This is a genomic window from Streptomyces sp. NPDC007162 (assembly GCF_040634175.1).
Lineage (GTDB): Bacteria > Actinomycetota > Actinomycetes > Streptomycetales > Streptomycetaceae > Streptomyces.
The window spans coordinates 1-23,900 of record NZ_JBEYFC010000092.1; the positions used below are offsets into that span (position 1 = coordinate 1).

Here is a 23,900-nt window from a genome sequence, read left to right on the forward strand (position 1 = left end):
CCTCGGGCTTCACGCCGATCCGGGTACCGGCGAATTTCGCGCCGTAGTGCACGAGGGCGACCCTAAGGGCACACCAACGCGGGTCTTCACGGGCAGGAGTAAGTACGCCTCGGACGGGAGGGTGGCCGTCTGTCCCTTCTGCGAGCACGTCCACTCGAAGGCCGTTCACACCCGGCTCAGCGCAGAAGGCTTGCGACGTGACGCCCTCCTGGTAGCGGCGGACATCGCGGAGGACGGGACCAAGGTGTTCCGCGAACCCACGGAGCAGGAACAGCAGGCTGTGGAGCGAGCTGGGTTGGCACTGACTGAGGAATCGCCGTTCGGGCCGCTGAGCGCGCGGCCGGATGAGCAGATACCGGCGGGGAACACGTGGATCATTCAGTCGGTCAACTATGGAGACAGCACCTACGGTGATTTGGTGCCAGCACGTCAGTCTCTGGGTCTGATCCGTCTTGCACGTGCGGTGAACCGGCTTGCTGAGGACTGTCTCAAGGCAGGTCTCTCACCTGCGTATGTACGAGCCCTCAGCGGCTACGCGACCGCCGCGATGATGCGCAAGATGCGTACATCGTCCCGGGGAGCGCGCCTTCAAATTGGTAGCAGTGTCAAAGTCGGGGACGTCTTCGTTGCCCAGGCCGCGATTCTCCACTCCTACGACTGGTTCGAGAGCGGTCTCTCAGGGGGCCCGGGGTCCTGGTCTTCTCTCGCCAAGAAGACGGTGACCACGCTTCACAACGTTAGGAAGCGAGGGGCGGCTCGCCCGGCGGAGATCCATCGCGGGAGCGCGACAATGCTTCCTCACCGGGACGCGTCGTTCAGTGCCGTCGTCACTGATCCCCCGTACGACGACATGATCAACTACAGCGATTCCAGCGACCTATTCTATGTCTGGGCCAAACGCGCCATGTTCACTGCGGATTCCTCCCTCGCCATGACAATGCATCCGAACGGTGTTCAGGAGAAGGCCGAGGAGATCATCGTCAAGCGCGGTGGCAGCCAGGCGGGCGACCATCGGACCTTGGAGCACTACGACACCATGATCTGCCGTGCGTATCGTGAGATGCGCCGTGTGGTTGCCGAGGACGGCGTTGTAACGATCGTTTTCGGCCATGGCGATGTCGAGGTGTGGGAGCGCATGCTGCGCGCACTACACGATGCCGGCCTGGTCATCACCGCCTCTTGGCCTGCCAAGACGGAGGCGGGAGGAGCTGGTGCGGGTGCGCTGAACATCGTTACGACCGTCACGATGGCATGCCGGCCTGCAAAGCCCGATCGTGGCCGTGGAGATCTCATGGCCGTGGAGAGCAGGATCAAAGACGCGATCAAGGACCGCATGCGCCTATGGGAGAGCTCTGACCTCGCCCGCGACGACATGATGATGGCGTCAGTGGGGCCTGCGATGGAGATCGCCGGACAGTACGAGAGCATCAGCGACAACACAGGCAAACCGGTCGAGCTGCTCAACCTGCTTGCGACCGCGCGGAAAGCGGTCCAGGAAGTGGCCCTGAGCCGCATCGATTCCGTACCGCTCGAACTGTTCGATGAGCGTACGAAGTTCGCGTTGTGGTGGGTCGACCTCTACGAGCGGCGGCAGGTGGCCAAGTCCGAACTGCGCTGGGAGGGAATGACGTCCGGGCTCTCACTCGCCGAGCTCAAGACCTTGGTAAAGCAGGACAAGAAGGGATGCCGATTCGTTCAGTCTAGCCAGGTCAGCCCAGTCATCGACGACAAGTCTGCCGTGATCGACATCGCGTTGGCCATGGCGAAGGCGTGGCGGGACGGGGATACCGAAGACGTGGCCGAGGTCCTGGTCGCCGCAGGCCGTGAGGGCGATGATGAGCAACTCTGGGCGACCATCACGTTTCTGATCGAGAAGCTACCTGAAGCCGATGAAGACGCCCTCGCCTGGACAGCCCTCATGAGGGCTCGTCGGGGCATCGAGTCGGCAACGTATGCGGCGCATGAGACAAGGACGATCGAATCACGCCAAGCAGAGAGCCAGGGCGAGCAAACTCCTTTGTTCTAGGGGTGGTTGAGCAGCTGCATCGTGATTGAATCTCTGGGTACCGATCAAGGGCTGCACGACCGTACGGAACCGAGGGGGAGCCGTGTCCGCGACCGCGCTGACGCCGTGGTGGGAGACGCTGAGACTGCGCGAGGAGATCACCGACGCTTCGGGGGTGGCCAGCGACATTCAGGTCTCTCTGTACCGAGTGGCGTACGGCGAAGGCGCGAACAAGCCGCACTATGCGAGTGCCTCCGCCTATGGGCAGGTCACGCACCCCACATCGCAACTAGTCGAGTTGCTCACCCAGATCGCGATCCGATTGGCGGGGGGTCCGAAGCATCAGTCCGTGCCAGCGCTGACCCGGCTCGACCAGGGAATGGGCGGAGGTAAGTCGCACGCTTGCATAGGCGCCTGGCACCTTGTGAAGGACCCAGAGGCTCTGGCCCAGGAGGACATCGGACGCGAGGTCTTCGAGCAGGCCAGGGCAGCGCTGGGGCAGCCTCTCCCGCGGGACCTCAACAAACCGCACGTAGTCGTGTTGTCGTGCGACAACATGGTCCCTGGTGCGACGGTCCCTGAGCAAGATGGTCCGTGGGCGCACAACCTCTATGAGCGTTTCCTGTGGCGGCTGTTCGACGGGCTGCCTGATCAGTTGCCTCGTTACGACAGCTATCGGTCGCACTTTTCCAGCAAGGCCAAAATCGGGGAAGCAATAGCTTCGCTGGACCGCCCTGTGCTTATCGTCATCGACGAAGTTCTCAACTATGTGGGCGATGGTCTGGAGGGCTACGGGGACAAGCAGCTCATCGCGCAGGACATGGCGTTCCTCAGAGCGCTGACCGAGACGGTGAGCACCGTACCGCACGTGTCCATGCTTGTCGTCATGATCAACTCGGAGAAGGATCCGACTACGCTCCAGGGAAATGGTGACGCTCGACGCCAGGACCTGCAGACCTACTTGGAGCGCAACGGTAAAACGAAATCGGTTAACGAGAATGGCGACTTCACAGCCATCCTGCGCCGTCGGCTCTTCGCTAATTCCGCGGGTCCAGCTGTTGACCAGGCTGCACAGCAGGCAGTCGAAGCATTTCGTCCGATCATGGAGCAGGGTAATTGGAAGACGAAGGTCTTCGGAGCCCTGAGTGCTCCGTGGGTGAGCCGTTTCCAGGACGCCGTTGTAAGGTCGTACCCCTTCCATCCTCAGCTGATGGACCTGGCCGAGCGAGAATGGGCGAATCTCACAGGTTTCCAGCAGGTGCGATCTACCATCACGATCTTCGCTGCCACGGCGTACGCGCTGGCCGAACGTGCCAAGCGTGGCGAATGGACTCCCTTGCTAATAGGGCCGGGAGACCTGCCGCTGTCGGACGGCACGGTACGTGACGCGGTCATTGGCTCGGGCCTGATATCCGATACCAAGACCCAGGGCAACTACCGATCCATTGCACAGAGTGACATCGTAGACCTGGAAGATGATGGAGGTGCCGCGAGGCGGCTTGATGCGAGCCGTGTCGGCGCTCCCTGGGTGCAAAGCAACCCCCGGGCAGCTGAACGTGCTGCCACGTTCATCTACCTGGCATCCATCGTCGGAACGCGCGGAGGCTCACGGCGAGGCGCTTCCGACCCAGAGGCCAAGGCAGTCACGGTCGTGCCTGACCTCAGCTATGACTACGCGGAGGCAGATGCCGTTGTACGGGACCTAACCAATGCTGACGACGCCGGCCTAGCTACAGTCGACATCCTGGAGGGCAGGGGCGGCCAGCCACGGCGCTACTTCCTCTCGACTCGGCAGCGCCTGCCCATGCTGATACGGGCCATGCGTAACTCGGTGACCGACGAGGATCGGGATCAGGTCATCTGCAAATACGCCAAGGAAATGCTGACGGCCGGCCCGTTTGCCAAAGCCCGGTTCATACACGCCGACGCCAGCCAGAGTCACCGTGCTCTGCTCGTTGAGGCCGAGATCGACGAGGCGCGCACCACGCGGCTAATCGCGCTGGATCCGGCGATGTACACCGTCGGCAACGGTACTCAGAAGGCCACCCTCGACGCAGCGCAAGCCGTACTCGGCCTCGGAGCCGATCGGCTTGCGGTTGCATGGGCGTCGTCCGCGGTTTTCACTGTGGCTTCGGCCCGGGGCCGGACACAGGCCCGCAGAGCCGCGACCGAATATTTGGCGAGTGAGCGGGTGTTGGAGGGGCCGGAAGCTGAAGCGGACGAGGACATCGCCATACAGGCCACAGGAAAGCGAGACGACGATCTCCGTCGGCTCAAGGACAGCGTCCGCAGGGCCTTTCAGCACGTGCTCTATCTGGCGCAGCCGGACCCCACGGTGGACCGTGAGGTCGCCCAGCTCAATCTGGATCAGGGCACACTTGACGGAGCCGTGGTGTGGGAGGCGCTAGCGACCGCACAGAAGGCGTTCCGGCCTGGTGAGTTCACCGGCACCGCTCTCCTTCACAACCTGCGCGACAGCGACTATGACCGCCGTCCCCTGTCGGAGATTCGGGACTCGTTCTGGGACACGCCGCGTTTGGGCCTGCTCCCCGGTGACGGAACCGAAGAGTTGCGGCGGGCCATCTATCAGGCGGTGCACGATGGCGAGCTTCGGATCGTACGGCAGGGAGGGGAGCCCGTCGTAGTGGATGCCCTCACGGGGATCAACTTCAACGCTCCGACCTACAGGCTCGCCAAGCCCGAGCCTGCGCCGACCACGACGGAGGAGGCAGAGGACGAGGGAGAGCAGGGGGCAACCGGGCGTTCGGGGCACTCGGTGGGAAGTGGCGCGTCTGGTAGTTCGGGTTCAGCCTCGGGCACTGGCTCCAGTGGCGGTACGCGAGCCAGGTCAGGTGCCGGCAGTGATAGCCCCACGGCCGTGGAGCAACAGGTCGCTTTCACCGTGATGAAGAACCTCGTCAGCGAGCCGGAGTCGGCGGATAAATTGGCGCAGTTGTTCCGAAAGCTCTTTGATCTCCTTGACCGTGGTGCGATCTCGTACCTGTCTTCCACACTCCAGGTGACGATGCCATCCGAACAGGCCAGTGAAGTAAAGGAATTGGCGCAGAGTCTGGGCATTTCCGTGTCTATCCGTGATCGCTGATGACTGGCACGGAGATTCGTTGACCGATAGGTCGGCGTTCCAGCCAGAGTCCCAGGACCCGGCGCAGCAGGCTTGTGATGGGCCACTGTTCGAGTCCAAGGGTATCCATCACGCCGATGAGGGCCCTCATCACCCGTTGATCTTCGAGGGGCTCGTCCAGCAGAGAGAGATCCGGAAGGTGGCGGTGATCCACCTTCGTGACGCGACCCTTGTCCGTATCCTGGCACCATATGCCCGCTTCTGCCAGGGCCTCGACCGCCTTACGGGCGAGCTCTGATTCTCGCTGATCGAGGTCCTTCTCGCTGAGCAGCGGGCCCAACACAGCACTCAGAGCCAACGGCTCGCTGCCCTCTACCTGCGGCTCGTATTCCCGGAGGGGGGACAACCGAAAGTTTACTGGCAGACCGGCAACGGCTTGCCGCCGTTCTCGACCTGCGTCTCGTAGGTTCGTGACGCCCTGCCTCAGCCAAGACTTGGCTTTGCCTGCCAGGGTGCCCGTACCGCTTCCCCACGTGGCACAGACGATGAGAGCACTGAGCGTGGCGGTACCCGCTGATGCCAGTGCATCGGATATCGCCGCTTCCACGACTTCGGATGCTGTCGCATTCTGTGACATGACGCCCGCCAATACGTCAGCGAGCCGGACAAGGTGCAGTCCGGGCGTCTTCCGCAGCAGTTCGATGGCGTGCTGCACGAGGAGTGCCTGATAGCGCGGTGAGGTCTCGGCGATCTGTTCCTCCAGCAGGTCCGCGGCGAGATGCGCGGCAGGAGTAACAGCCCTGCTAAGGGCATCGCTGACGTCGGCGGAGCGCATCTGGGACAGTACATCCCCTCGCAAATGAGTGCGTTCAGAGAAGATCCGGCCGGCGGCGAGCAGCCAGGTGTTTCTCCAGTGCGCCGAGGGAACGAGAGTCACCAGGTTGGCGATGACCTCTGTGTCGGACGCAGATACCAATGCCCTTGCTGCCATGAATTCCTGAAGACTGCGGACCTCGAAGCCGATGCCATCCGCTGGCATCGGCGTCAGCAGAACCAGTCGCTGCGTCGCCAGGGATACCAGCTTTCCCGACAGGATGTCCGCCTGGTCCGCGCTGTACTCCTCCTGCCGGAGGATTCGCATTGCAAGCTGTCGCAATTCCTTGTGTGACAGTGCGGCCTCGGCGTCACCTCGCTGCTCCGAACGCACCTGGAGCACAAGGCCGGCCGCCTCCTGAAGGGCATCGACGTGGGTTTTTTGATGTTCGAGCAGCCTTGCCGACGCCGTGGCCTTGGCCACTTCTCGGGCGAACAACGTGTCGTAGTAACCCTTGAACAGGTCGTAGCGGTGCTGCGGCGCCGTCGGTCGCCGTTCAAGAAGCAGCGACATGATGGAGATCTGCAACGGCGAGCGCATTAGCCGTGACGTGCGCTGCTCTTTCGCCGCCTTCCGAATCCTGCCAAGTACCCGCTCCTGCTTGTCAGGATCGGAGGCGTGACGGGCGTCGGCCAGCCGCTCGGCGTATTTGACGGCTTGGTCCTCACTGAGAGGACATAGACGCAAGTATTCGTACTGGTCCGGATCGAATTCGTCTCCGTAACCCTGGGGCCGCGTTGTCGCGACGGTCAGGAGGTCGGCGTCGCGTCGAGCCGCGTCGATCTGGAAGTCCCTGATGTGCCTGAGCACGTCTTCTCGGAGCTGTTGATCAGCCACCTCATCCAGCCCGTCGAGTACCAGCAGCCAGGGCCACTGGCCTAGCCAGTCGAGGAGCTGCTGCTCCGTCACAGTGGCGGGTGCCCGTTGGGTGACCTTCCTGGCAATGTAGCGAAGGATTGTTATGTTGGGGTCGGCGGCGAATCTGTCCGCGTACTGATCCAACCGGATGTGGAAGGGCCAGCGGCGTGAGACGGGCAGTTCAAGACCTGCCGAGCCGAGGAATTCACTGGCGAACTCCTCGCAGAAGGAACGGACCTCAGGCGGGAGCGTTCGATCGGGGAGGTCTGTCAGCAACGCAACTCGGTAGACCTGGCAGATCAGTTGGGCCAAAGTCGTTTTCCCCTGGCCTGGCCCCCCGAGGAGGACCAGACGGTCGGGTGGGCTCGTGCCTTCTTGAGAGTCCGGGTTATCCTGACCGCAGAGGCTTGGGCGCAGGACCCGATTCCCCCGCGCGATCACATATGCCGTGGTGCGGACCTCAGACTCTTCGCGATCGAGGAGAGCGGGAAGGTCGATGGCAACCCTATCGAGACGAAGACGCTGGTCATCGTTGTCGCCAGCCTGCCCGAGGCGCACCCACTGTTCAGCCAGCAACTCCTTGGCGACATGCGACGACAGGGAGTCTTGAACGCCATCATCAAGGTCGCGTACGTAGTTGTGGAGACGGGCAAGCACATCGCCCGGCGTGATCAAACCGAAGTACCTATGTGCTACGTCTGATGAAGCGTCAAGCAATCGACACAACTGGTCGTAGTGCCATACGCGGTAACCTTTCAGGCCGAGCTGAGGAGCATATTCCTCAATCAGGGCGTTGACCGAGTCAATCCCACCGCTTTCCGGATAGGGCGAGAGCACCACATTGCTTACGGCTAGGAAGTACTCCGGTCTGCGTCCACGTCCCGATTCGGGCGCGAGCCACTTCTCGAAATCATCTTTGAGTTGGTCCTTTAGCCATGTCGCGTTGTTCCCAGGGTCCCTGGGGCGGTAGCGGAACTTGGCCTGGATGACCCCGTACCCATCCCACGGCCCGCCTGGGTCAGGATGGGGAAAGTTGACTTTTCCCTCGAACGTGGCCTCGCGGCCGCCGTCGGCGCCATCGCCGAAGGCTTCGACACCCGGACCGAGCACCTTGATAGCCAAGGCTTGGGTCAGATGTTCGAATTCTCGCTCGCCCAGTCGGTTGAGGTCATAGTCCACTGCACTATCCTCACTCATACAACATCCCTTGCAACGTGGAACGTTGAAGTCTGATCGGCAGCCCGCTCAACCACCTGCCTCGCTTGTGGTCTGGGGCCCGTAGTGCCGTGGGTGACCTACCTGCCAGACCGGGGACAGTGGATGTGGCAGTAGACGTGCGGTGGGGGCGCTGGTGTCGGTGGCGTCCGGTATTAGTCGATGTGGAGACGATCACGACGGTCGCGGAAGCGTAGGGGTGGGGTAGCCGGTGACTGATCAGTCGGTATTCGTCCTGGGGAGCGACCTGCAGGCGCTGGAGCCGGCCGCGTTCGAGACCGAGGCGGAGTTCCAGGAGCTTCTCGCGCGCCACCCGCGGGTGCTGGATTTCGGGTCACTGGCCGATGGCCAGCCGTTGCGGCTGGTGCTGGTGGCGCGGGAGATGCGTGTCCCGACGAGTGCGGAAAGCGGGGCGGCGTACTGGCTGGACCACCTCTTCGTCGATGCCGACGGCGTGCCGACGCTGGTGGAGGTCAAGCGGGCGAGCGACACCCGGATCCGGCGCGAGGTGGTGGGCCAGATGCTGGACTACGCGGCGAACGGAGCACGTTACTGGCCCGGAGCACTGCTTCAGCGGTCCTTCGAGGAGACCTGCGTCGCGGACGGTCGATCACTGGAAGAGGCGTACGGGGAACTGCTCGGCGACCGATCCCCGGAAGAGTTCTGGTCGATGGTCGAGGAACGGCTGACTGCCGGGCAGATGCGGCTGCTGTTCGTCGCGGACCGGATCCCGCTAGAGCTGAGGGCGATCGTCGAGTTCCTGAACCGGCAGATGCGGCAGACGGACGTGTACGCGGTCGAGCTGACCCAGTACCGAGGCGACGGAGACCTGCGCGTCCTGGTCCCGCGCGTCCACGGGGAAGTCGCCACGGCAGCGAAGTCCCCCTCTGGCCGTCGCACCACGCAGCGGACCACACGGGACGCCATGGAATCGGAGATCCGGGCTCGGCTCGCCCCGGAGCCGAGGCGGATCGCGACCGCTCTGCTCGATCACGCGGCAGCCGGGGGACGGCTGGAGGGTGGTACGGCCACGTACCCGAGCATGTCCGGCCACTACCCCGTTGCCGGCCGCCAGGTGCCGCTCTGGACGCTGTCCCTGTATGGAACCCCCGGCAAGGAGGACCTCTCCTTCAGCTTCGGATCGATCAACCATCACCTCGGACTCGACCGCGCGGCGGCGTTCGCGGAGTCTCTGCCAGCCGTTCTAGGGTTGCAGAAGAAGCTGGAGGTGCAGCGGGGAAAGGGGTACAAGGGCTGGTCGTCGGTCCCTCTCACCGCGCTGGCAGCTGAACCCGGTGCTGTGGAAGCGATCCTCGCTGCGATCCAGGAGTTCATGGACCTCCGGGGAGCGTCCGACGGCGTTGGCTGAGCGGGGAGTCGGCGGCAGGCGAGGTCCAAGCTGATGACGGGGGCCGCACGCGAGCACCGTGCCGGCCGAAGGGGTCTCGCCCGGCTATGCGTCTGTTCGCGTGGTCGACCTCCACGGTGCCGGAACCCGGGTGCCACGCGGGTGCCGGTGCGGTGGACCAGTCGGGCGCCTCAGGTCGTAGGGCCTGGATGGCCTCCACCCCCATCCCGTGGTTGGTCCCGCCGCACATGCAGTCGCATGGCGTTTCCGGTGAGGCGAGGGCGCAGTTCGGCGAGCCGCAAGCGGATGTCTCACCGTCGCCTGGGTGTTGCCAGCACAGGGGGGACCAGCACGGGGTCCGCAGGTACCAGTCGAGGCACCCGACCGTGCCGGTCAGCTCGCGGTCGAGGACTGCCAGCATGACCGGAATCACGTCTTCCAGCATGGTGACGGTGCTCCAGTAGGACACCGGTGGTGCGCTACTGATGATTGTGTCTCGGTAGCCTGAGGTAAAGGTACGGGCCATTGCGTGGTCGCTGACGGCGCAGAGATCGGTGCTCAGGCCGAGGGGACGTAAGTCACCGATCGCCCATGAGTCGTCGGAGAGGTGAGCCCATCGACTGCCGGTGGGGTAGCACTCGAAACGGCCGCCGCGGATCTCCTCCCACTCCTGGATCATGCCGATCAGGACGGTCTCAGTTTCACGGCCGTCCGCGAGTCGTCTCTGCTCAGGGGGTGTCTTGGTCAGGGTGCGGCTGATCGCGTCGTCGGCTTGCTGGGTGTTCTGCGAGCTGGAGCCTGTCCTTCGGCGCGACGAAACCAAGCAGCACCTCTCACGACGGGGTACACGATGGGGGCGATGGAAGCCATCGTTTCCCGCCCTGCTGCTGGGAAACCAGGAGCAGGTCCAGAAGGCTCGAATGGTATCCAGCCGCGTCTCGGAGAGGGACGGGCAATTAGGGTGCGGGTGTGCAGCCTCTCCTGGTTCTCTTCGATCTCGACAACACACTTGTGGACCGACGGGGCACGCTGGCTGACTGGGTCGCTGAGTTCGCCGCCCAGCATGACCTGGAGGACGAGGATCAGGCGGATGTCCTAAGCATGGTGGCCGAGCGAGCCTATCCATCCACCTTTGACGCGATTCGCACTCGATACCGGCTGCCTGTATCGACCGACGAGTTGTGGCGCGCGTACTGCGCCGACATCGCGGCCTTGGTGTCGTGCCCGGCTGATGCCCTCGACGGTCTGGATGAGCTGCGTTCGGCTGGCTGGCGGGTCGGGGTGGCGACCAACGGCGCGTCGGACATCCAGCGCGCCAAGCTGCGGGCAACCGGTATCTCGGAGCGCGTGGACGGTGTCTTCGTCTCCGAGGACGCCGGCGCACGCAAACCGCAGGTCCGACACTTTGCTCTAGCCGCAGCCCGCTGCGGCGGTGTGCTGCGCGACGGTGGCTGGATGGTCGGAGACAACCCAGTCAACGACATCGCTGGCGGGCACTCTGCGGGCCTGCGCACCATCTGGATCGGCCATGGTCGATCCTGGCCGGCGGGCGACTCTGGGCCCGACCACACGGTGTCGCATGTACGCGCAGCCATCGATCTGCTGCTCCTGCTCACAGCCGACCATGCGAGGGCCGCGGCATGACGTACACAGTCGGGCTGCTGCACCCCGGCAGCATGGGCTCCGCCTTCGGCGCCCAGCTGCGCGCCCGTGGCCACACCGTGCTGTGGTGCCCCGACGGACGCAGCGACGCAACTCGTCGCCGGGCCGAGCAGGCGGGTCTCGAAGCCGAGGCGCTGCCTGAGCTCGTCTGCCGCTCCGACCTGCTGCTCTCCCTATGCCCGCCGGCCGCGGCGGAGGAGGTCGCTGCCCAGGTGGCAGAACTCGGCATGGCCGGCGCGGGCACGATCTATGTCGAAGCGAACGCCGTTGCGCCGCCCCGCGTGCAGCGGATCGCCGAGTGTCTGGCCCCGATGCCGGTCCTCGATGCCTCGGTGGTTGGATCACCTCCAGTGGGCGGCAAGACACCGACGCTCTACTTGTCTGGCACAGGCGAGCAGGCAGACAGTGAGCCTTTTCCAACCTGTTCGCCCGAGCGTGGTGCTCGGCTGGTCATGCACCTTCGGTGTCAAGTCGCTCCGCGGACTGGAGTAGGTACTCGGGCAGTTTCGAACTGGCCGCCAACACCTCGATGCCGATGAGGCGGCCCTGCTCGTCGAAGTCGAGGTTGATCATGCCGTCGACGTCCACTGGATCGCAGGGATACATGCGCGCTGACTTCACGCGGGTCTGCGGTTCAGTGAGGTATACGTACGCTGCGTTGACGGTCTTGTCGTAGGTGACTCTGACGTCTGTCACGGTGAGTGGTCTCCCTTGCTGTCGCTGATGGCGGCGATGTCCTTGTCCATGCCTCCGGCAGCAGCGATCTCAGGCTGTCGTGGCGAGGTGCAGGGTCAGGACGGCCTTGACGATGTCGGTGATGCGGGTGGTGCTGCAACGGAGTTTGCGCAGGAGCCGCCAGCTCTTCAGGGTGGCGTTGGCCTGCTCTCCGACGGCTCGGATCCTGGCGTGGGAGGAGTTCACCGCCCGCTTCCCGGCTGGGAGCCTGCTCCAGCGGCCCCGGTAAGGCACCCGGACCGTCCCCCGGGCTCCTTGATATCCCTTGTCGGCCCACGTCCGAATGCCGACTTGGGTGAGCGCTTCGATGATGCCGTGGGTGCGTGCGGCCTTGATGTCGTGGACGGCACCTGGCAGGGCAGGTGAGGCCCAGAGCAGGCGTCCGAACGCGTCGGCGATGACCTGGACGTTCATGCCGTGACGCTTGTGCTTGCCGGAATAGTAGGGGCGGTCGGCGGCAATGCGGTCGATGTGCAGCAGGGTGCCGTCCAGGATCACGAATGCCTTGCTGGCGGCGACGGTCATGGCCTGCTGGAGGGTGGGGGCCAGGGCAGCCAGGACCTCAACCGCCTCGACGATGTACCGGTAGACGGTGGCCAGCCCAATCCCGAAGCCGGCCGCGAGCTGGGCGTACGTGTGCCCGCAGCGCAGATGAGCCAGCGCGAGCAGAGCCTGTCGGTCCGCGGTCAGGCGGCGCCAGCGCGTGCCGCGCTCACGCCGCCGGGCTCTCAGCAGGCCGGACAAATAGCGCAGGGTCGAGATAGACAGATCGATCCCCGATGGGTAGACAAGCACGTGAAGCTCCGGGCGGACAGGTTGATCTTGGTCGACAACCCATCTACCAGGAGCTTCGCCCTTTCCTCAACGCCGTCCTCAACCAACCGACGTGCTACGCAACCAGGTTGGAAAAGCCTCAGGATCGCCGAGCTGTTCGCGGGAACTGATGTGCGGACCCACTTCCTGGGCGGCGGCATCGGCCAAGCCTCCGCCCTTAAGCTCGCGTACTCCAGCTACCAGAAGGTCTCCCGCGTCCTCGCCGCTGTGGCGTATGGAGCGGCCGAATCGTACGGAGTCGCGGATGAGCTGCTGGTGATCGCGGCTAAGCGTGCTCGCAGCTATCTCGTGGAAACCGACTACATCCCCAAGACGGCTGCTCGTGCCTGGCGCTGGGGCCCGGAGCTTGAGGACGCGGCCGCTCTACTCGCCGAGGTCGGACTGCCGGACTCTCTGATGCACGCAGCCGCCGCGACGCTCGCACGATGGGACGCCAACAGAGACGAGCGGCTGGATATTGCCGAGGCACTGGAAGCCCTACGCGGTGAGCGAGACCTGGATGATCCGCGTTGAGTAGATCGCATGTGCCGGGTCGTTGGCGCCTTGGCTGTCAGGCATGAAGTGACGCTGCGCGGACGGAAGCGTCGATCCGCTTCGCTGCTTCAGCAGCCGTCGTCGTATCCGTGTCCACGCTGAGATCCCACTGAGCTTGCGGATGAGCCGCGAGATCGGCCTGGGTGGCGTCCCACGCGGTCAGCCGAGCCGCAGTGTCCGTGTCGCCCCGCTGCGGCGAGCGTAGGGTGACGGTCTCCTTGGAGCACCACAACAGGACGCGCACCCAGTGCGCTGGGAAGAGGGCGGGCACTTGGGCCATTCCGACCATCTGACCGAGGTGGACGACGGGGATCCGGTCGCCCTCCATAGCCTGTTCGAGGCCAGGCCGGTCGACGACGTAGATGTTGCCGTATCGCTCGTTGCGATAGATGACGCCGCCACGGGCCTCCAGGCCGGACAGCTGCTCCGGTGTGCCCATCCGGTAGCCCTGGGTCTTCCCTTCCCCGATCTTCAAGCGGGTGAACGGCGCGTACTTCGGGCTGAGTTCGGCAAGTGCCGCCGTGACCGTGTCCTTGCCCGCCGTCGGCGGCCCGTACAGCAGGATGCCCTGCCTCACTGGAACACCGTCCCGAAGACCTGGCGCACCTGGTCGGTGAGCGAGATCGCGGCGCCGAGTCGGTTGTCGACAACCGCCCTCCTCGGCGGCGCGAGCGAGGTCCGGTACGGCGCCGGCCAGATGACTGCTCCGGTCAGGGTGCTCGTCAACGGCCGTGCCGCGCCCATGTGCGGTGGGGAGACGATTCCCGTTGAGGAGATCGTGGAGGCCGAGGTGCGGGCGTTCTTCGCCGAGCGGCTCCCGGAGGTCTCGGACCACCTCGACATCGTCTTCAACATCACCAGCAATTCGAGCCCGGGGGCTGTCCTCACCGGTGATGAGGTGCCCGACCGGACGCGCTGGTTCAGCCCCCGGTCGATCGAGGACCTGCGGGAGCGGAGGGTTCGGCTGTCCAACGACACCTCCCTCGGGACGGGCTGGGCTCCGGAGAACGTCTTCGAGTCGTTCGCCCGCGAGCTGGTCAACCACTTCTCCGGGGAGAGCGAGTTCACTCGCACCCACGCCTGGTGCGGGTCCGACGTCAAGCTCATGGGCTACTGGGACGGGGAGCAGGCCGACGTCGTGCTCTGTGTCCCGCAGAAGTCGCGGCTCGTCGCCAGCAGGGCCGACTACGTGCGGAACACGGAGAGCGTCCTCGCCGAGTGCCACAGGCTCGCCGGGCTTCGGCTCCCCGGTGCGAAAGCTCGGTTCCGGCTCAATGCACGTGACGTGCCGGAGAAGGACGAGCTGTACCTCACGTACACCGGCAGCTCGATCGAGTCCGGCGACGAAGGCGTCGTCGGCCGCGGCAACCGGGTCAACGGGCTCATCACCCCGCTGCGGCCGATGAACCTGGAGGGCGCCAACGGCAAGAACCCCGTGTACCACGTGGGCAAGCTCTACAACATCGCAGCCCGACGGCTCGCCGAGCGACTCCATGAGGCGACCGGCGAGCACGCCGAGGTCCACCTGGTGAGTGCCACCGGGCAGCGTCTCGACCAGCCGTGGCGCATCCTCGTCCGGCTGTCCTCCCCGGACGCCGAGGTGGACAAGGTGCGGGCGCTCGTGGCGGAGGCGCTGGGTGAGTTTCCCGCCCTCACCGACGAGCTGGTCTCCGAGGGGATCGTGTTGAGCTGATGGTGCAGCGGATGCTTGGAGAGGTTTCCCCGGAGTGCCGGCGGCGCCTGGTCACCCACTACGGCTCGGAAGTTGTCGGATGGCTCGATGCGGCGCCCGCTGTGCTGGAACAGGCGGCGGAGCGTTGGAAGCTCGCGCTCGGCACGTACCACGACGCCGGACACGCTTCTGTGTTAGCCACGGCCGACACCCTCGACGGGCGTCCGCTCCTCCTCAAGGCGTGGGCCGATCCCGCCAGGTTCCGCAACGAGGTGGCCGCTCTGCGCCTTTGGGCGGGCGGTTCGGCGGTAGGGGTCGTTGAGGTGGCCGACGACTTGGCAGTGGCGGCCCTGGAGATGATCGGGGGCCGCCCAGGCGGCGGTGAGCGGCCGGCGCGGGAGGCGCAGGCGGTGGCTGCCGTCCTCCAGGGCCTTCACACCTTCGGTCGCCGACGGCGCCGACCGACTGTCCTTCCTCTTCTGGCCACGTACCTGCACCAGGAGGTACGCCCGCGAATCCGGCGCAGGCTGGAGGCCGCCGACGTCGGTCCGTACCACGACCTCGTCGATGCGCTCCTCCCTGAGCTCATGGCCCTGGAGGAAGACGACAGCCGCAAGACAGTCCTGCATGCGGATCTCTACCGCGAGAACGTGCTCTTCGACTGGCTGGGGCACCCGCGCTTGATCGATCCCCTTCCGATGGTGGGTGACGCCGCCTTCGACTGGGCTTTCTGGACCGTGTACTACGACCTCGGGCACGGCACCGACGTCCGCTTGGCCACAGCCGCCCGGATCTCCTGTATCCCCGTCCCGGTCCTGGCGCCCTGGTGCCGAGCCCACGCTCTGGACGGTCTCCTCTACTACCTCGAAACCGGTGACCCACGCGCGCCGCGGATGGCCGACGTCCTCGCGTGGCTGTCGACGCCGACCCCAGGGAGCCGATCATGACGACGTACATCCTCCGCCATGGGCCCACCGACCACAGCCGGCGCTACCTCGTCAACGGCGACCCGGCCAAACCCATCCACCTGAACGAGGACGGCCGGCGAGCACTGGCCAAGGGATGGAACAGCCTGCCCCTCCACAGCGTGCGAACGTGGGTGGCCAGCGAATTCCCTCGCGCCCAGCAGACAGCGAACCTGTTGATGGGTGTTCCCGGGCCAGAACTGATCATCGCGCCCCAGCTGAACGAGCTCGACTACGGAGAATTCGAAGGAAACCCATTCCTCCAATACGCCGGCTGGCTGGACGGACACGGCCCTGACGAGCGACCGCCTGGCGGCACCGAGTCACAGAGCGAAGGGATTCACAGGATGCTCACGGGGGTCCTCGCGGCCTTGGAGCATCCCGGCCCTCGCGTGCTCGTGGCCCACGGCCTGCTGGTCTCCGTACTTCTCTGGCACCGCGCACGGACCTCGGGCCAGAACATGCCCCTGTTCTTCCCCGAGGCCCCGTATGTCGACCCCGTCGCCATCCGTGACGAGGAGCTGCCGGGGTTCATCGGGACGCTGATGAACGACCTCGAAACCGGCGGCCGGGGCCGTGCCACCGATACTGACGACTGCAGGAGGATATTCCGGAACGGGAACGGTTCGGCGATTGCTACCGTCGATTCCGCATTCCCATCCCACCCGCAGGATCAGAAGGATCTACCTCATGCATGATGCCCGCGCCCTGATCGACATGGGTGCCGAAGCGGTTCGTCGGCTCGCTCGTCGCGGCTACACCCTGGACCTGTCCGAGCTGGAGTCCCTCTACTCTCGGCGCAACCAGAACATCCGCTCGGCCGACGAGCTGCGGGCAGGGTCCAAGCGAGTGGCGAGCGAGGTCCAGCAGACGGCCAAGCAAGGCGGCGACATCACCAAACTCAAAGAGCGCGCCCGCGAGCTGAAGGACCAGATCCGCGAGATCGACGCCGGCCAGGAGCAGATCGAGGCCCAGCTCCGCGACCTGCTCCTGACCATCCCGAACCTGCCGGACGACTCGGCCCCCGACGGCGACTCCGAGGAGTTCGCCGTCGAGATCCGGCGCGTCGGCACGCCCCCCGCCTTCCCGTTCGAGCCGAAGGACCACGTCGACCTCGGCGAGGCCACCGGCATCCTCGACTTCGGCAGGGCGACGAAGCTGTCCGGCCCGCGCTTCGCGGTCTCCCGCGGTGCCGGTGCCGCCCTGGAGCGCGCCCTGGCAACGCTCTTCCTTGACCTCCACACACGCCGGCACGGCTATGTCGAGTACGCGGTCCCCTACCTGGTCAGCCGCAAGACCATGACCGGTACCGGCCAGCTCCCGAAGTTCGAGGAGGACCTGTTCAAGACCGGCGTCGCCGACCGTGAACTGTTCCTCATCCCGACGGCAGAGGTCCCGCTGACCAACCTCTACGCCGACGAGATCATCCCACCGGCGGAGCTGCCGCTCGCCCTCACCGCGCACACTCCGTGCTTCCGGTCCGAGGCGGGCTCGTACGGCCGCGACACCCGCGGTCTGATCCGCCAGCACCAGTTCGCCAAGGTCGAAATCGTCCGCATCGTCGACCCAGCCGACGCCGACGCCGAACTGGAGAGGATGATCGGCCACGCCGAGGCATGCCTGAAGGAACTCGGCCTCGCCTACCGCGTCATCAAACTGGCCGCCGGCGACACGGGCTTCTCCGCCCAGCTCACCTACGACATCGAAGTCTGGATCCCGAGCCAGAACACGTACCGCGAGATCTCCTCGGTCTCCAACTTCGGCACCTTCCAGGCCCGCCGGGCGAACATCCGGACCCGTGGCGAGGACGGCAAGCCCAAGCTCGTCGCCACGCTCAACGGCTCCGGCCTGCCCGTCGGCCGCACCCTGGCCGCTCTCCTTGAGCAGTGCCAGCAGCAGGACGGCTCCATCCTCCTGCCCGAATCCCTCGTCCCGTACCTCGGCTTCCGCCAGATCTCGGCGGACGGAACACCGGAGGCATAGTGCTCGTCGGCGTCTGCGACTTCCCTGGTAGCTACGCCTTTCCACCCGCCGGTTACGGCGGAATCGAACGATGGCTGTGGGCGGTCGCCACAGGCGCCCGGGCCGCAGGCGCCGACGTACACCTCCTCGGGCCGGGCTGGCTCACGGACCTGGAGCACGACTGGGTCCGCAAGCCGGTCCGCCTGGAGGACATCACTCCCGGAACGCTCGCCGAGCGAGAGCTGCGCGACAGCGGGTACGACCTCCTGGTCGTAGGCCACGAATACCCGTCGCTCCCGACCTGGACCCGCACGTGGAACGAGCTGGACTGCGACGTTGCCACGTTCCAGCACTCGCCGGTCTTCCGGCACACCACCACCGCCTTCGACGGCCGACGGTCGCGGCTCTACTGCTACTCACCCGAGATGACCGAGCGCTACGCCGACCACCAGCCGATCCCCGAGCTCGCCGTTCACCTCGGTCTCCGCGAGGAGGAGCCGCCCGCCACCGCCGGTACCGACCTCGTTTGGCTCGGCCGGATCGACGAGGAGAAGGTCCCGCATATCGCAGTCCGGGCGGCACAGATCCTCGGTCGTCGAATCCGGCTGGTCGGCCCCGTCTTCGACAAGGAGTACGTGCGTCGCCACGAGCGCCTCCTCACAGCCGAACATGTGAAGTGGATCGGGGAACTCGGCGGCCCCGACAAGACCGCCGCGATCGCCGAGGCGTCCGTCTTCGTCTACACATACGCCCGTGCCTACGTCGAAGCCGGCGCCGCCGTCTTCGGCGAGTCCCTCCGGGCCGGCACCCCCATGGCCGCACTCACCTGGCGGGAGGGGACATGTGCTCACGCCGCCCTGTGCAGCGAGACGGGCGCGGTCGCCGTCGTCGACCCGCGAGAGGACGACGAGACGGCGGCGCGGAGGCTCGCCGATGCGATCGCGCGGGCAGAACCCCTCGACCACCGCCGCGTCCAGGACATGGGGATGCAACGCTTCGACCCGGCACGCCACTTCCAGGCGATGGCGGCTCGACCGTGCTGATTCATGAGAGCCGCACGGTCGGGGAGGACCTGGCCCAGCGCATACCGAGCACGCTGCGTGCCGCATTAGGACAGCACTGGGAGTTCACGGCCGACGACCGTCACATCGAGGTCCGCCACCTGCATCGCGGCACCCTGTACAGGCCACCGCGCAGGCCGCCCTCATGGCGAGAGCTGCTGGGCTCCCTGGAGACGGGCTTCGCCCAGGTAGGCGTCGCACGTGACGCCTGCCTCCCCCTCCGCTGGGGCCGGGAGACCGAACTCACCATCTCTGCGGTCCAAGCGCTCGACCCACTCCTCAAGGACGGCCAACTTCGCACGCACCGAAGCGGCTTTCTTCCTCAGCCGGTCGTCCGCTTTACGGGCCAGCGCGACGCCGCAGGCCAACTGAATGAAGGCTTCCTGACCTCCTTCGTCAACATCTCCCGGGTTCAACGCGTAGGTGACCTGGACGAGTACGGCGCCATTCTCGACGGATGGCTGACGGTCCTCTCCCGACTTGGTTTCCATGCCCGGCATCTGAGCATCCACGGCAAGCTGTCCTCATGGCGCCGACGACAGGTCGAGGGCATCACGCTGCGCTTCCGTCACCTGGACCGCACCCTTGGCGACATCGTCCTCCTGTGGAACACCGAGCACCCAGATCGCTTGGCCGTAGACCTAGGCAGTGGACTGGAACGTCTGGCGTGGGCTCGCTCCCAGGAGGGCTGGAACCAATTGATCTACGGCAGCTTCGCCACGGCCGCACCGCCAACCACATTGGACGCCGTCCGTACGGCCACACTCCTTCTCGGACACGGGATCACCCCAGCAGCCCGAGGAGCGGGAGGAATCACCCGGCGGGTCATAGGAGCAATCGACCGAGACGCCGCATGCCTGGGCGTCGGAGCTCTGGTCCGGGAGATGTACGGCTACTGGTCGCTCTTCAGCGCCCTGCGCGCGCCCTGGCCGGAGATCGCTCGCGCTATAGAGGAAGAGATACGTCAGTGAGCCCAGACCAACTGCCGCGCCAATGCGCAGATTGGGACTGGCTCCATGTATCGAGAGTAGAGAACACGGGCCATGCCGGGGCTGTCTGGACCGTCTCCCCTCATTAGTCGAGGGCTTGCGATATAGACGAGTTGGGGGTTTCTGTGGATGTGACGACGCTTGCGGTCGCGCTCATCAGCGTCGGAGGGACGTTGGGCGGGACACTGGGTGGGGCGGTACTCAGCCAGCGTGCAAGCCGCGCCGAAGCAGCGGAGCAGAACCGGCGTGCCGATCGTGATCGGGAACACGAGCGTGATGAGCGAGCGCTGCAGGCGAAGCGCGATCTCTATGCCCGTCTCAACACCACGGCTCGCGCTTACCGGGTTGCCGCCCGAGACGCTGTCCTAGCGTCCGGACGCGGCGAAAGTGTCGATCCGGCGCTTCTCGACGCCGCCAAGGAAGCCTGGGCCGACCAGTACTCCCAGGCCCAGATGGCGCTGGCGAAGAGTGTCCTGGAGGTCGCCTCGACGCTCAACAGGTCGCTCGGTGTCGGGTACACAGTTGTGAAACAGCTGCCGGGCAGCCGAGACCTCGACGAGGCGTACCAGCGGGCCAAGGAATGGTTCAGCGGTCCGCTGTCCGATGGTGTCTATCTGTTGAGGGTCGCACTGCGGCATGACCTCGGTATCGAGGTCGACTCCCACTTCGAGCAGACCTGTACGCGGATCCTCACTGCGCTCGACAGCGCGCGGGACAACCTCGACCGTCTACTTGCTGCGGAACGAGCACAGGCCGCCGGATCCGGCTGACGGGCAGGGAAGCCTTTGAACGAAGACAGCTGACGGGGCCGACCATTGACTGGTCGGACCCGTCAGACGTTTCCCGATCGGGAACCGGTTCTTCGAGTGATGCGTCAGGGGTCTCCGGTATAGGCGCCGAAGACCCCTGTTTGCTCGACCGAGTGGTCACCGTGACTGGAGCGGCCGGGACGTTGGCGGTGTGACAGCCGGCGGGGGCTGCTCGGCGGTCCTCGGGGTGGTGCGGGCGCCAGCAGTGGTGCTGCGAGCTTGTGCGGCACGGGCGCGGGGGCTGGGTGGGTGGCGTTCACTGAGGCGCTGGATGCGCCAGGTGAGGACTTCCGCCGGGGAGTAGGCATCGTCCAGCCGGCGTTGCCCTGCCGCTTGTTGGAGCAGGATGGCGGGGTCGTGGCCCGCGCGCTCGGCGTCCGCGAGCACGGCCGCCAGTGCGTCCCAGGCGGTCTCGCCGATGACCTGCTCGGCGTTGGCGGGCACGGCCTTGCGCAAGTGCTCGGCGTATCGGCGCGTGACGTCGGCCGACGGCTTTCGTCCGGCGAACCGAGTCAGCGGGACCGGTGCGGCCTGCTCGTACGCGGCTTGGAGGTGGAGCAGGGTTTGCTGGGCTGCGGCCACCTGCTGGTCGTGCTGCTGCAGAGCGCTCCTGCGGCGCACGGCGATGACCACGAGGATGGCGGCGTCCACGAGCATGGCCACGAGGCTGTCGTCGGCGGGGTGGGAGCGCATGGTCTTCAGGGCGCCGCGTAGCGCGCGGGCATGCCGGTGGTCCACGCGGGCACGGGTGTTGACCGCGTACTCGAACGAGTAGGCCGCTTGGCGCAACTCGGCGCGGAGGTGAGCGGGGGCGAGGGCGGGCAGGGCGTAGAGGATCTCGCCGAATGCCACCAGGTGTGCCGAGGCTGCCGCCGGGTCGTCCTGGGCGAGGCGGTGGGGGATGCGGTCGATGCTGGCGGTGGCCTGGTGCCATGGGTTCGGCCGGGGCCGGCCTGCTGGCTGTGGGGCGGCGGGTTCGGTGGCGGCGAGGCGTTCTTGGATCTTGGGTAGGGACAGGTCGGTGGCGAGACTGGAGCCGGAGTACCAGATGGGCTCGAAGTCGGTGTTGGTGTCGTCAGGGAGGGCTACCTTGTAGCCCTTGAGGTCGCCGGAGGGCAGGGTGCGGGTTTCGACCTGCAGGCCCGCGTCGGCGAGCAGGTTGAGGAACTCCTCCACGCTGTGAGCGTGGGAGAGCGCGGTGCGCACCATGAGGCGCAGCTGCTCGCGCACGGGCCGGTCGCGCCCGTTGCGGGCGGCCTTCTCCGTCTCAGCCCGGGTGGGGCGCTTGGTGGCGGGCCAGGTGTCACGGTCGCGGTTGACCTGGTGGAGGCCGAAGTCGGTCTCGATCTGGGCGAGTTCTGTCATGGCGCGGTGGTAGTCGTTCCAGTTGCGCGGCGGGCGCAGGTCCCCGCGCATCTTGGTGGCGACGATGTGGATGTGGTCATCTGCGTGGCGTACGGCGATCCAGCGGCAGCCGTCCGGATCACCGTCTGGGGCGATGCCGGAGGCGTGCAGGACGCGGCGGGCGATGGTGGCCCACTCGGCGTCGGTCAGTGTGCGGTCCTCAGGTGCGGCGCGGAGCGAGCAGTGCCACACGTGCCCGGCGGGGGCCTGTTCGCCGGCCTGCTTGACCCGCAGGTCGAGGGCTTTGACGAGCTGGTCCATCTGCTCCTTGTGACCGGGGCTGTCTTCGGGGCCGGGGTCTGGGGCGAAGCCGTCCCAGGAGGCGACGATGTGCTGGTCGGTGTGCACGGTCGCCTTGCCCGGCCCGAAGAGGTAGATCAGCACGCCCCGGGTCTTGCTGCCCGGTTTGACGATGTTCGCGATCATGCCCGGCCTGACTTCTGCCCGGCGGCCCGGAAGGCGGCCTCGTCCACGGTCTTCACCGCGTCCTGGGCAGTGGACAGGAGGCGTTCGGCCCGCTCCAGGATGGCGGCGTCCACAGGGTGTGGATCGCCGTCGGAGTTGAGGCGGCGGGCGATCTGGTTGACGTTGGTGCCGATCCGGGCGATCTGGGTGCGCAGGGCGGCGAACTCGTCGATCACGTCGTCGTAGACCGTGCGCTGGTCCGGCAGGTGTGCCTCGCCGTTGACGAAGGCCATGACGACCGCGCCGACCAGGTGCGCGCCGGTGATGCCCAACGTCTTGGCCTTGGTGAGGATCTTGGACTTCTCGTCGACGCTGTATCGCACGTCGACGCGCTTTTCGCGGCGCTCGTCGTCACGTTCTCGGCGACGGGCGACACGGTGGAGCACGGCTTCGTCGGCAGCGCGTACGACGACTGGCTGCTCTTCGGCGACAGAGTCTTCGCCCATCCCCTCCTGCTCCGGCGCGCCCTCGCGCCGGAGCCTCTCCTCCGCCACCCCCGGGGCGGAGGAGTCTGCGATGGACCGGCCCTTGGACGGTCCATCGCCATTGCTTGCTGCCGTCGACGTGGGCGTGGTGATCTCCCTTTGGGTGTTGTGTAGTTCGAGGTGAGAGTCGTGCATTGGGCGGTCTTCCTCGGATGTTGGGTGGCGTCTCAGCGCGGGGTGCCGGCGGGCGCGGTCGGCAGCTCGGCTTTGACGGTGCGGACCACCTCTCCGGCGGTGTCGCTGGCCACGCTGTAGCCGTCCTTGCGCACGGCTTCCTCCAGCAGGTCACGGGAGAGACGTCCGTGCTCGAGGTAGAGGTCCTGGGCGTATTTATTGAGGAGGGCCCGTGTCGCACGCGGTTTGGAGCCCGGGCGATTCGACTCCGCCTGCGAGGCCGTGCCTGGATCGTTGCCCGGTGGCCCCTCGCCCGGTTCTGGTTCCGGGCTGACGGTGGTGCGGGCGGGCTGTTGCGGGCGGTTTTCGGGCTGAGGGCGGCCTGCCCGGTCGGCGGTGTCATCGCCCGCGACCTTGGTGGGCGGGCGGCCCGGAGTCTCTGCCCGTTCTTCTGCCGTGGCCCGCGGGCGGGCCGTCGCGGAGCCGCCGCTCGTGAGCGCGGCGGTATCGGGCCAGCGCGCGGGCAGTGGCTTGGAGGCCAGGGTAGTGGCCTGTTGGCGGGTGGCGAGCTTGCGCAGCAGCAGCTCGTCTTGGTGTTCGTCGCGGTCGACGTCAGCCTGCTCCAGGGCCTGGTGCAGGCGGCGGGTGAGGCGCCGGCCTCGCCACTTGGTGCGCTTCGAGGGCGTCATGGCCTCTGCGCGGAGAATCAGGGTGACGGCCTGGTCGAGGGCTCGCTCGCGGATGATCCGGGCGGCGTCCGCGTCCCGGTCTGCGATCGAGAGCCGGGCGAGGAGCCGTTCGCGTGCCTGTCGGGCGAGGACGGCGGC

General features: G+C 66.2%; 19 protein-coding genes and 1 pseudogene. 13 read left to right on the forward strand and 7 right to left on the reverse strand.

What is annotated here, in order from left to right; genetic code table 11:
- Positions 1 to 2,026 (forward strand): DUF1156 domain-containing protein (locus ABZ646_RS13985; protein ID WP_360517486.1); only part of this gene is annotated, 2,026 nt, incomplete at its 5' end.
- An 82-nt stretch (positions 2,027 to 2,108) separates the two neighbouring features.
- Positions 2,109 to 5,108, forward strand: coding sequence for a DUF499 domain-containing protein (locus ABZ646_RS13990; protein WP_360517489.1), 3,000 nt, complete (start codon positions 2,109 to 2,111; stop codon positions 5,106 to 5,108).
- Here ABZ646_RS13990 and ABZ646_RS13995 read toward each other — a convergent pair.
- Complete coding sequence (locus ABZ646_RS13995) at positions 5,092 to 7,998, reverse strand: hypothetical protein (protein ID WP_360517492.1); 2,907 nt, start codon at positions 7,996 to 7,998, stop codon at positions 5,092 to 5,094. The two genes, ABZ646_RS13990 and ABZ646_RS13995, sit on opposite strands and share 17 nt — an antisense overlap.
- 247 nt (positions 7,999 to 8,245) lie before the next feature.
- On the opposite strand from ABZ646_RS13995, the gene ABZ646_RS14000 reads away from it, so the two are divergent.
- From ABZ646_RS14000 to ABZ646_RS14010, 3 genes are all read left to right on the forward strand, one after another.
- Positions 8,246 to 9,403, forward strand: a complete 1,158-nt coding sequence (locus ABZ646_RS14000; protein WP_360517495.1) for a hypothetical protein — start codon at positions 8,246 to 8,248, stop codon at positions 9,401 to 9,403.
- 948 nt (positions 9,404 to 10,351) lie between these two features.
- Positions 10,352 to 11,026: an HAD-IA family hydrolase gene (locus tag ABZ646_RS14005; RefSeq protein WP_360517498.1), complete on the forward strand. Its 675-nt coding sequence runs from the start codon at positions 10,352 to 10,354 to the stop codon at positions 11,024 to 11,026.
- 32 nt (positions 11,027 to 11,058) lie between these two features.
- Positions 11,059 to 11,583 (forward strand): hypothetical protein, encoded by a 525-nt coding sequence (locus ABZ646_RS14010; RefSeq protein WP_360517536.1) that lies wholly within the window; start codon positions 11,059 to 11,061, stop codon positions 11,581 to 11,583.
- Here the strand turns inward: ABZ646_RS14010 and ABZ646_RS14015 are convergent.
- Positions 11,495 to 11,740 (reverse strand): DUF2283 domain-containing protein, encoded by a 246-nt coding sequence (locus ABZ646_RS14015; protein ID WP_360517501.1) that lies wholly within the window; start codon positions 11,738 to 11,740, stop codon positions 11,495 to 11,497. The two genes, ABZ646_RS14010 and ABZ646_RS14015, sit on opposite strands and share 89 nt — an antisense overlap.
- Positions 11,741 to 11,809: 69 nt before the next feature.
- Positions 11,810 to 12,574 carry a transposase family protein gene (locus ABZ646_RS14020; protein ID WP_360517504.1) on the reverse strand — a complete coding sequence of 255 codons (765 nt, stop codon included), beginning with the start codon at positions 12,572 to 12,574 and terminating at the stop codon, positions 11,810 to 11,812.
- Positions 12,575 to 12,724: 150 nt separating this feature from the next.
- Here ABZ646_RS14020 and ABZ646_RS14025 point away from each other — a divergent pair, with 150 nt between their 5' ends.
- Positions 12,725 to 13,126: a DUF1932 domain-containing protein gene (locus ABZ646_RS14025; RefSeq protein WP_360517507.1), complete on the forward strand. Its 402-nt coding sequence runs from the start codon at positions 12,725 to 12,727 to the stop codon at positions 13,124 to 13,126.
- A gap of 37 nt (positions 13,127 to 13,163) precedes the next feature.
- Here the strand turns inward: ABZ646_RS14025 and ABZ646_RS14030 are convergent, their stop codons facing one another.
- On the reverse strand, positions 13,164 to 13,724 hold the full coding sequence (locus ABZ646_RS14030) for a guanylate kinase (protein ID WP_360517510.1): 561 nt from the start codon (positions 13,722 to 13,724) through the stop codon (positions 13,164 to 13,166).
- Positions 13,725 to 13,787: 63 nt separating this feature from the next.
- Between ABZ646_RS14030 and ABZ646_RS14035 the strand changes: the two genes are divergently transcribed.
- From ABZ646_RS14035 to ABZ646_RS14065, 7 genes are all read left to right on the forward strand, one after another.
- Positions 13,788 to 14,840: a methionine adenosyltransferase gene (locus tag ABZ646_RS14035; RefSeq protein WP_360517513.1), complete on the forward strand. Its 1,053-nt coding sequence runs from the start codon at positions 13,788 to 13,790 to the stop codon at positions 14,838 to 14,840.
- A gap of 11 nt (positions 14,841 to 14,851) precedes the next feature.
- Complete coding sequence (locus ABZ646_RS14040) at positions 14,852 to 15,766, forward strand: aminoglycoside phosphotransferase family protein (protein ID WP_360517516.1); 915 nt, start codon at positions 14,852 to 14,854, stop codon at positions 15,764 to 15,766.
- Entirely contained in the window at positions 15,763 to 16,482 is a 720-nt protein-coding gene (locus ABZ646_RS14045; protein ID WP_360517519.1) for a histidine phosphatase family protein, read from the forward strand. The genes ABZ646_RS14040 and ABZ646_RS14045 overlap by 4 nt, the downstream gene beginning before the upstream one ends.
- The gene (gene serS, locus ABZ646_RS14050) at positions 16,475 to 17,767 is read left to right on the forward strand and encodes a serine--tRNA ligase (protein ID WP_360517522.1); all 1,293 of its coding nucleotides are present in this window, start codon (positions 16,475 to 16,477) and stop codon (positions 17,765 to 17,767) included. The genes ABZ646_RS14045 and serS overlap by 8 nt, the downstream gene beginning before the upstream one ends.
- On the forward strand, positions 17,767 to 18,789 hold the full coding sequence (locus ABZ646_RS14055; protein WP_360517525.1) for a glycosyltransferase: 1,023 nt from the start codon (positions 17,767 to 17,769) through the stop codon (positions 18,787 to 18,789). The genes serS and ABZ646_RS14055 overlap by 1 nt, the downstream gene beginning before the upstream one ends.
- A complete protein-coding gene (locus tag ABZ646_RS14060; protein ID WP_360517526.1) occupies positions 18,783 to 19,778 on the forward strand; it encodes a hypothetical protein in 996 nt (331 codons plus the stop codon). Before ABZ646_RS14055 ends, ABZ646_RS14060 begins: the two co-directional genes overlap by 7 nt.
- 143 nt (positions 19,779 to 19,921) lie before the next feature.
- Entirely contained in the window at positions 19,922 to 20,566 is a 645-nt protein-coding gene (locus tag ABZ646_RS14065) for a hypothetical protein (protein WP_360517528.1), read from the forward strand.
- A 156-nt stretch (positions 20,567 to 20,722) separates the two neighbouring features.
- On the opposite strand, the gene ABZ646_RS14070 is transcribed toward ABZ646_RS14065, so the two are convergent.
- From ABZ646_RS14070 to ABZ646_RS14080, 3 genes and pseudogenes are all read right to left on the reverse strand, one after another.
- On the reverse strand, positions 20,723 to 22,435 hold the full coding sequence (locus ABZ646_RS14070; protein ID WP_360517530.1) for a relaxase/mobilization nuclease domain-containing protein: 1,713 nt from the start codon (positions 22,433 to 22,435) through the stop codon (positions 20,723 to 20,725).
- Entirely contained in the window at positions 22,432 to 22,920 is a 489-nt protein-coding gene (mobC, locus tag ABZ646_RS14075) for a plasmid mobilization relaxosome protein MobC (RefSeq protein WP_360517533.1), read from the reverse strand. The genes ABZ646_RS14070 and mobC overlap by 4 nt, the downstream gene beginning before the upstream one ends.
- A 206-nt stretch (positions 22,921 to 23,126) precedes the next feature.
- Positions 23,127 to 23,900: pseudogene (locus ABZ646_RS14080) on the reverse strand (hypothetical protein); the annotation flags it as partial.

Bases quoted from the DNA above. Each gene is read 5' to 3' on its own strand.
- ABZ646_RS14010 (WP_360517536.1), top strand. From the start codon at position 11,059: ATGGGCTCCGCCTTCGGCGCCCAGCTGCGCGCCCGTGGCCACACCGTG.
- ABZ646_RS14040 (WP_360517516.1), top strand. From the start codon at position 14,852: ATGCTTGGAGAGGTTTCCCCGGAGTGCCGGCGGCGCCTGGTCACCCAC.
- ABZ646_RS14045 (WP_360517519.1), top strand. From the start codon at position 15,763: ATGACGACGTACATCCTCCGCCATGGGCCCACCGACCACAGCCGGCGC.
- serS (WP_360517522.1), top strand. From the start codon at position 16,475: ATGCATGATGCCCGCGCCCTGATCGACATGGGTGCCGAAGCGGTTCGT.
- ABZ646_RS14070 (WP_360517530.1), bottom strand. From the start codon at position 22,435: ATGATCGCGAACATCGTCAAACCGGGCAGCAAGACCCGGGGCGTGCTG.
- mobC (WP_360517533.1), bottom strand. From the start codon at position 22,920: ATGGGCGAAGACTCTGTCGCCGAAGAGCAGCCAGTCGTCGTACGCGCT.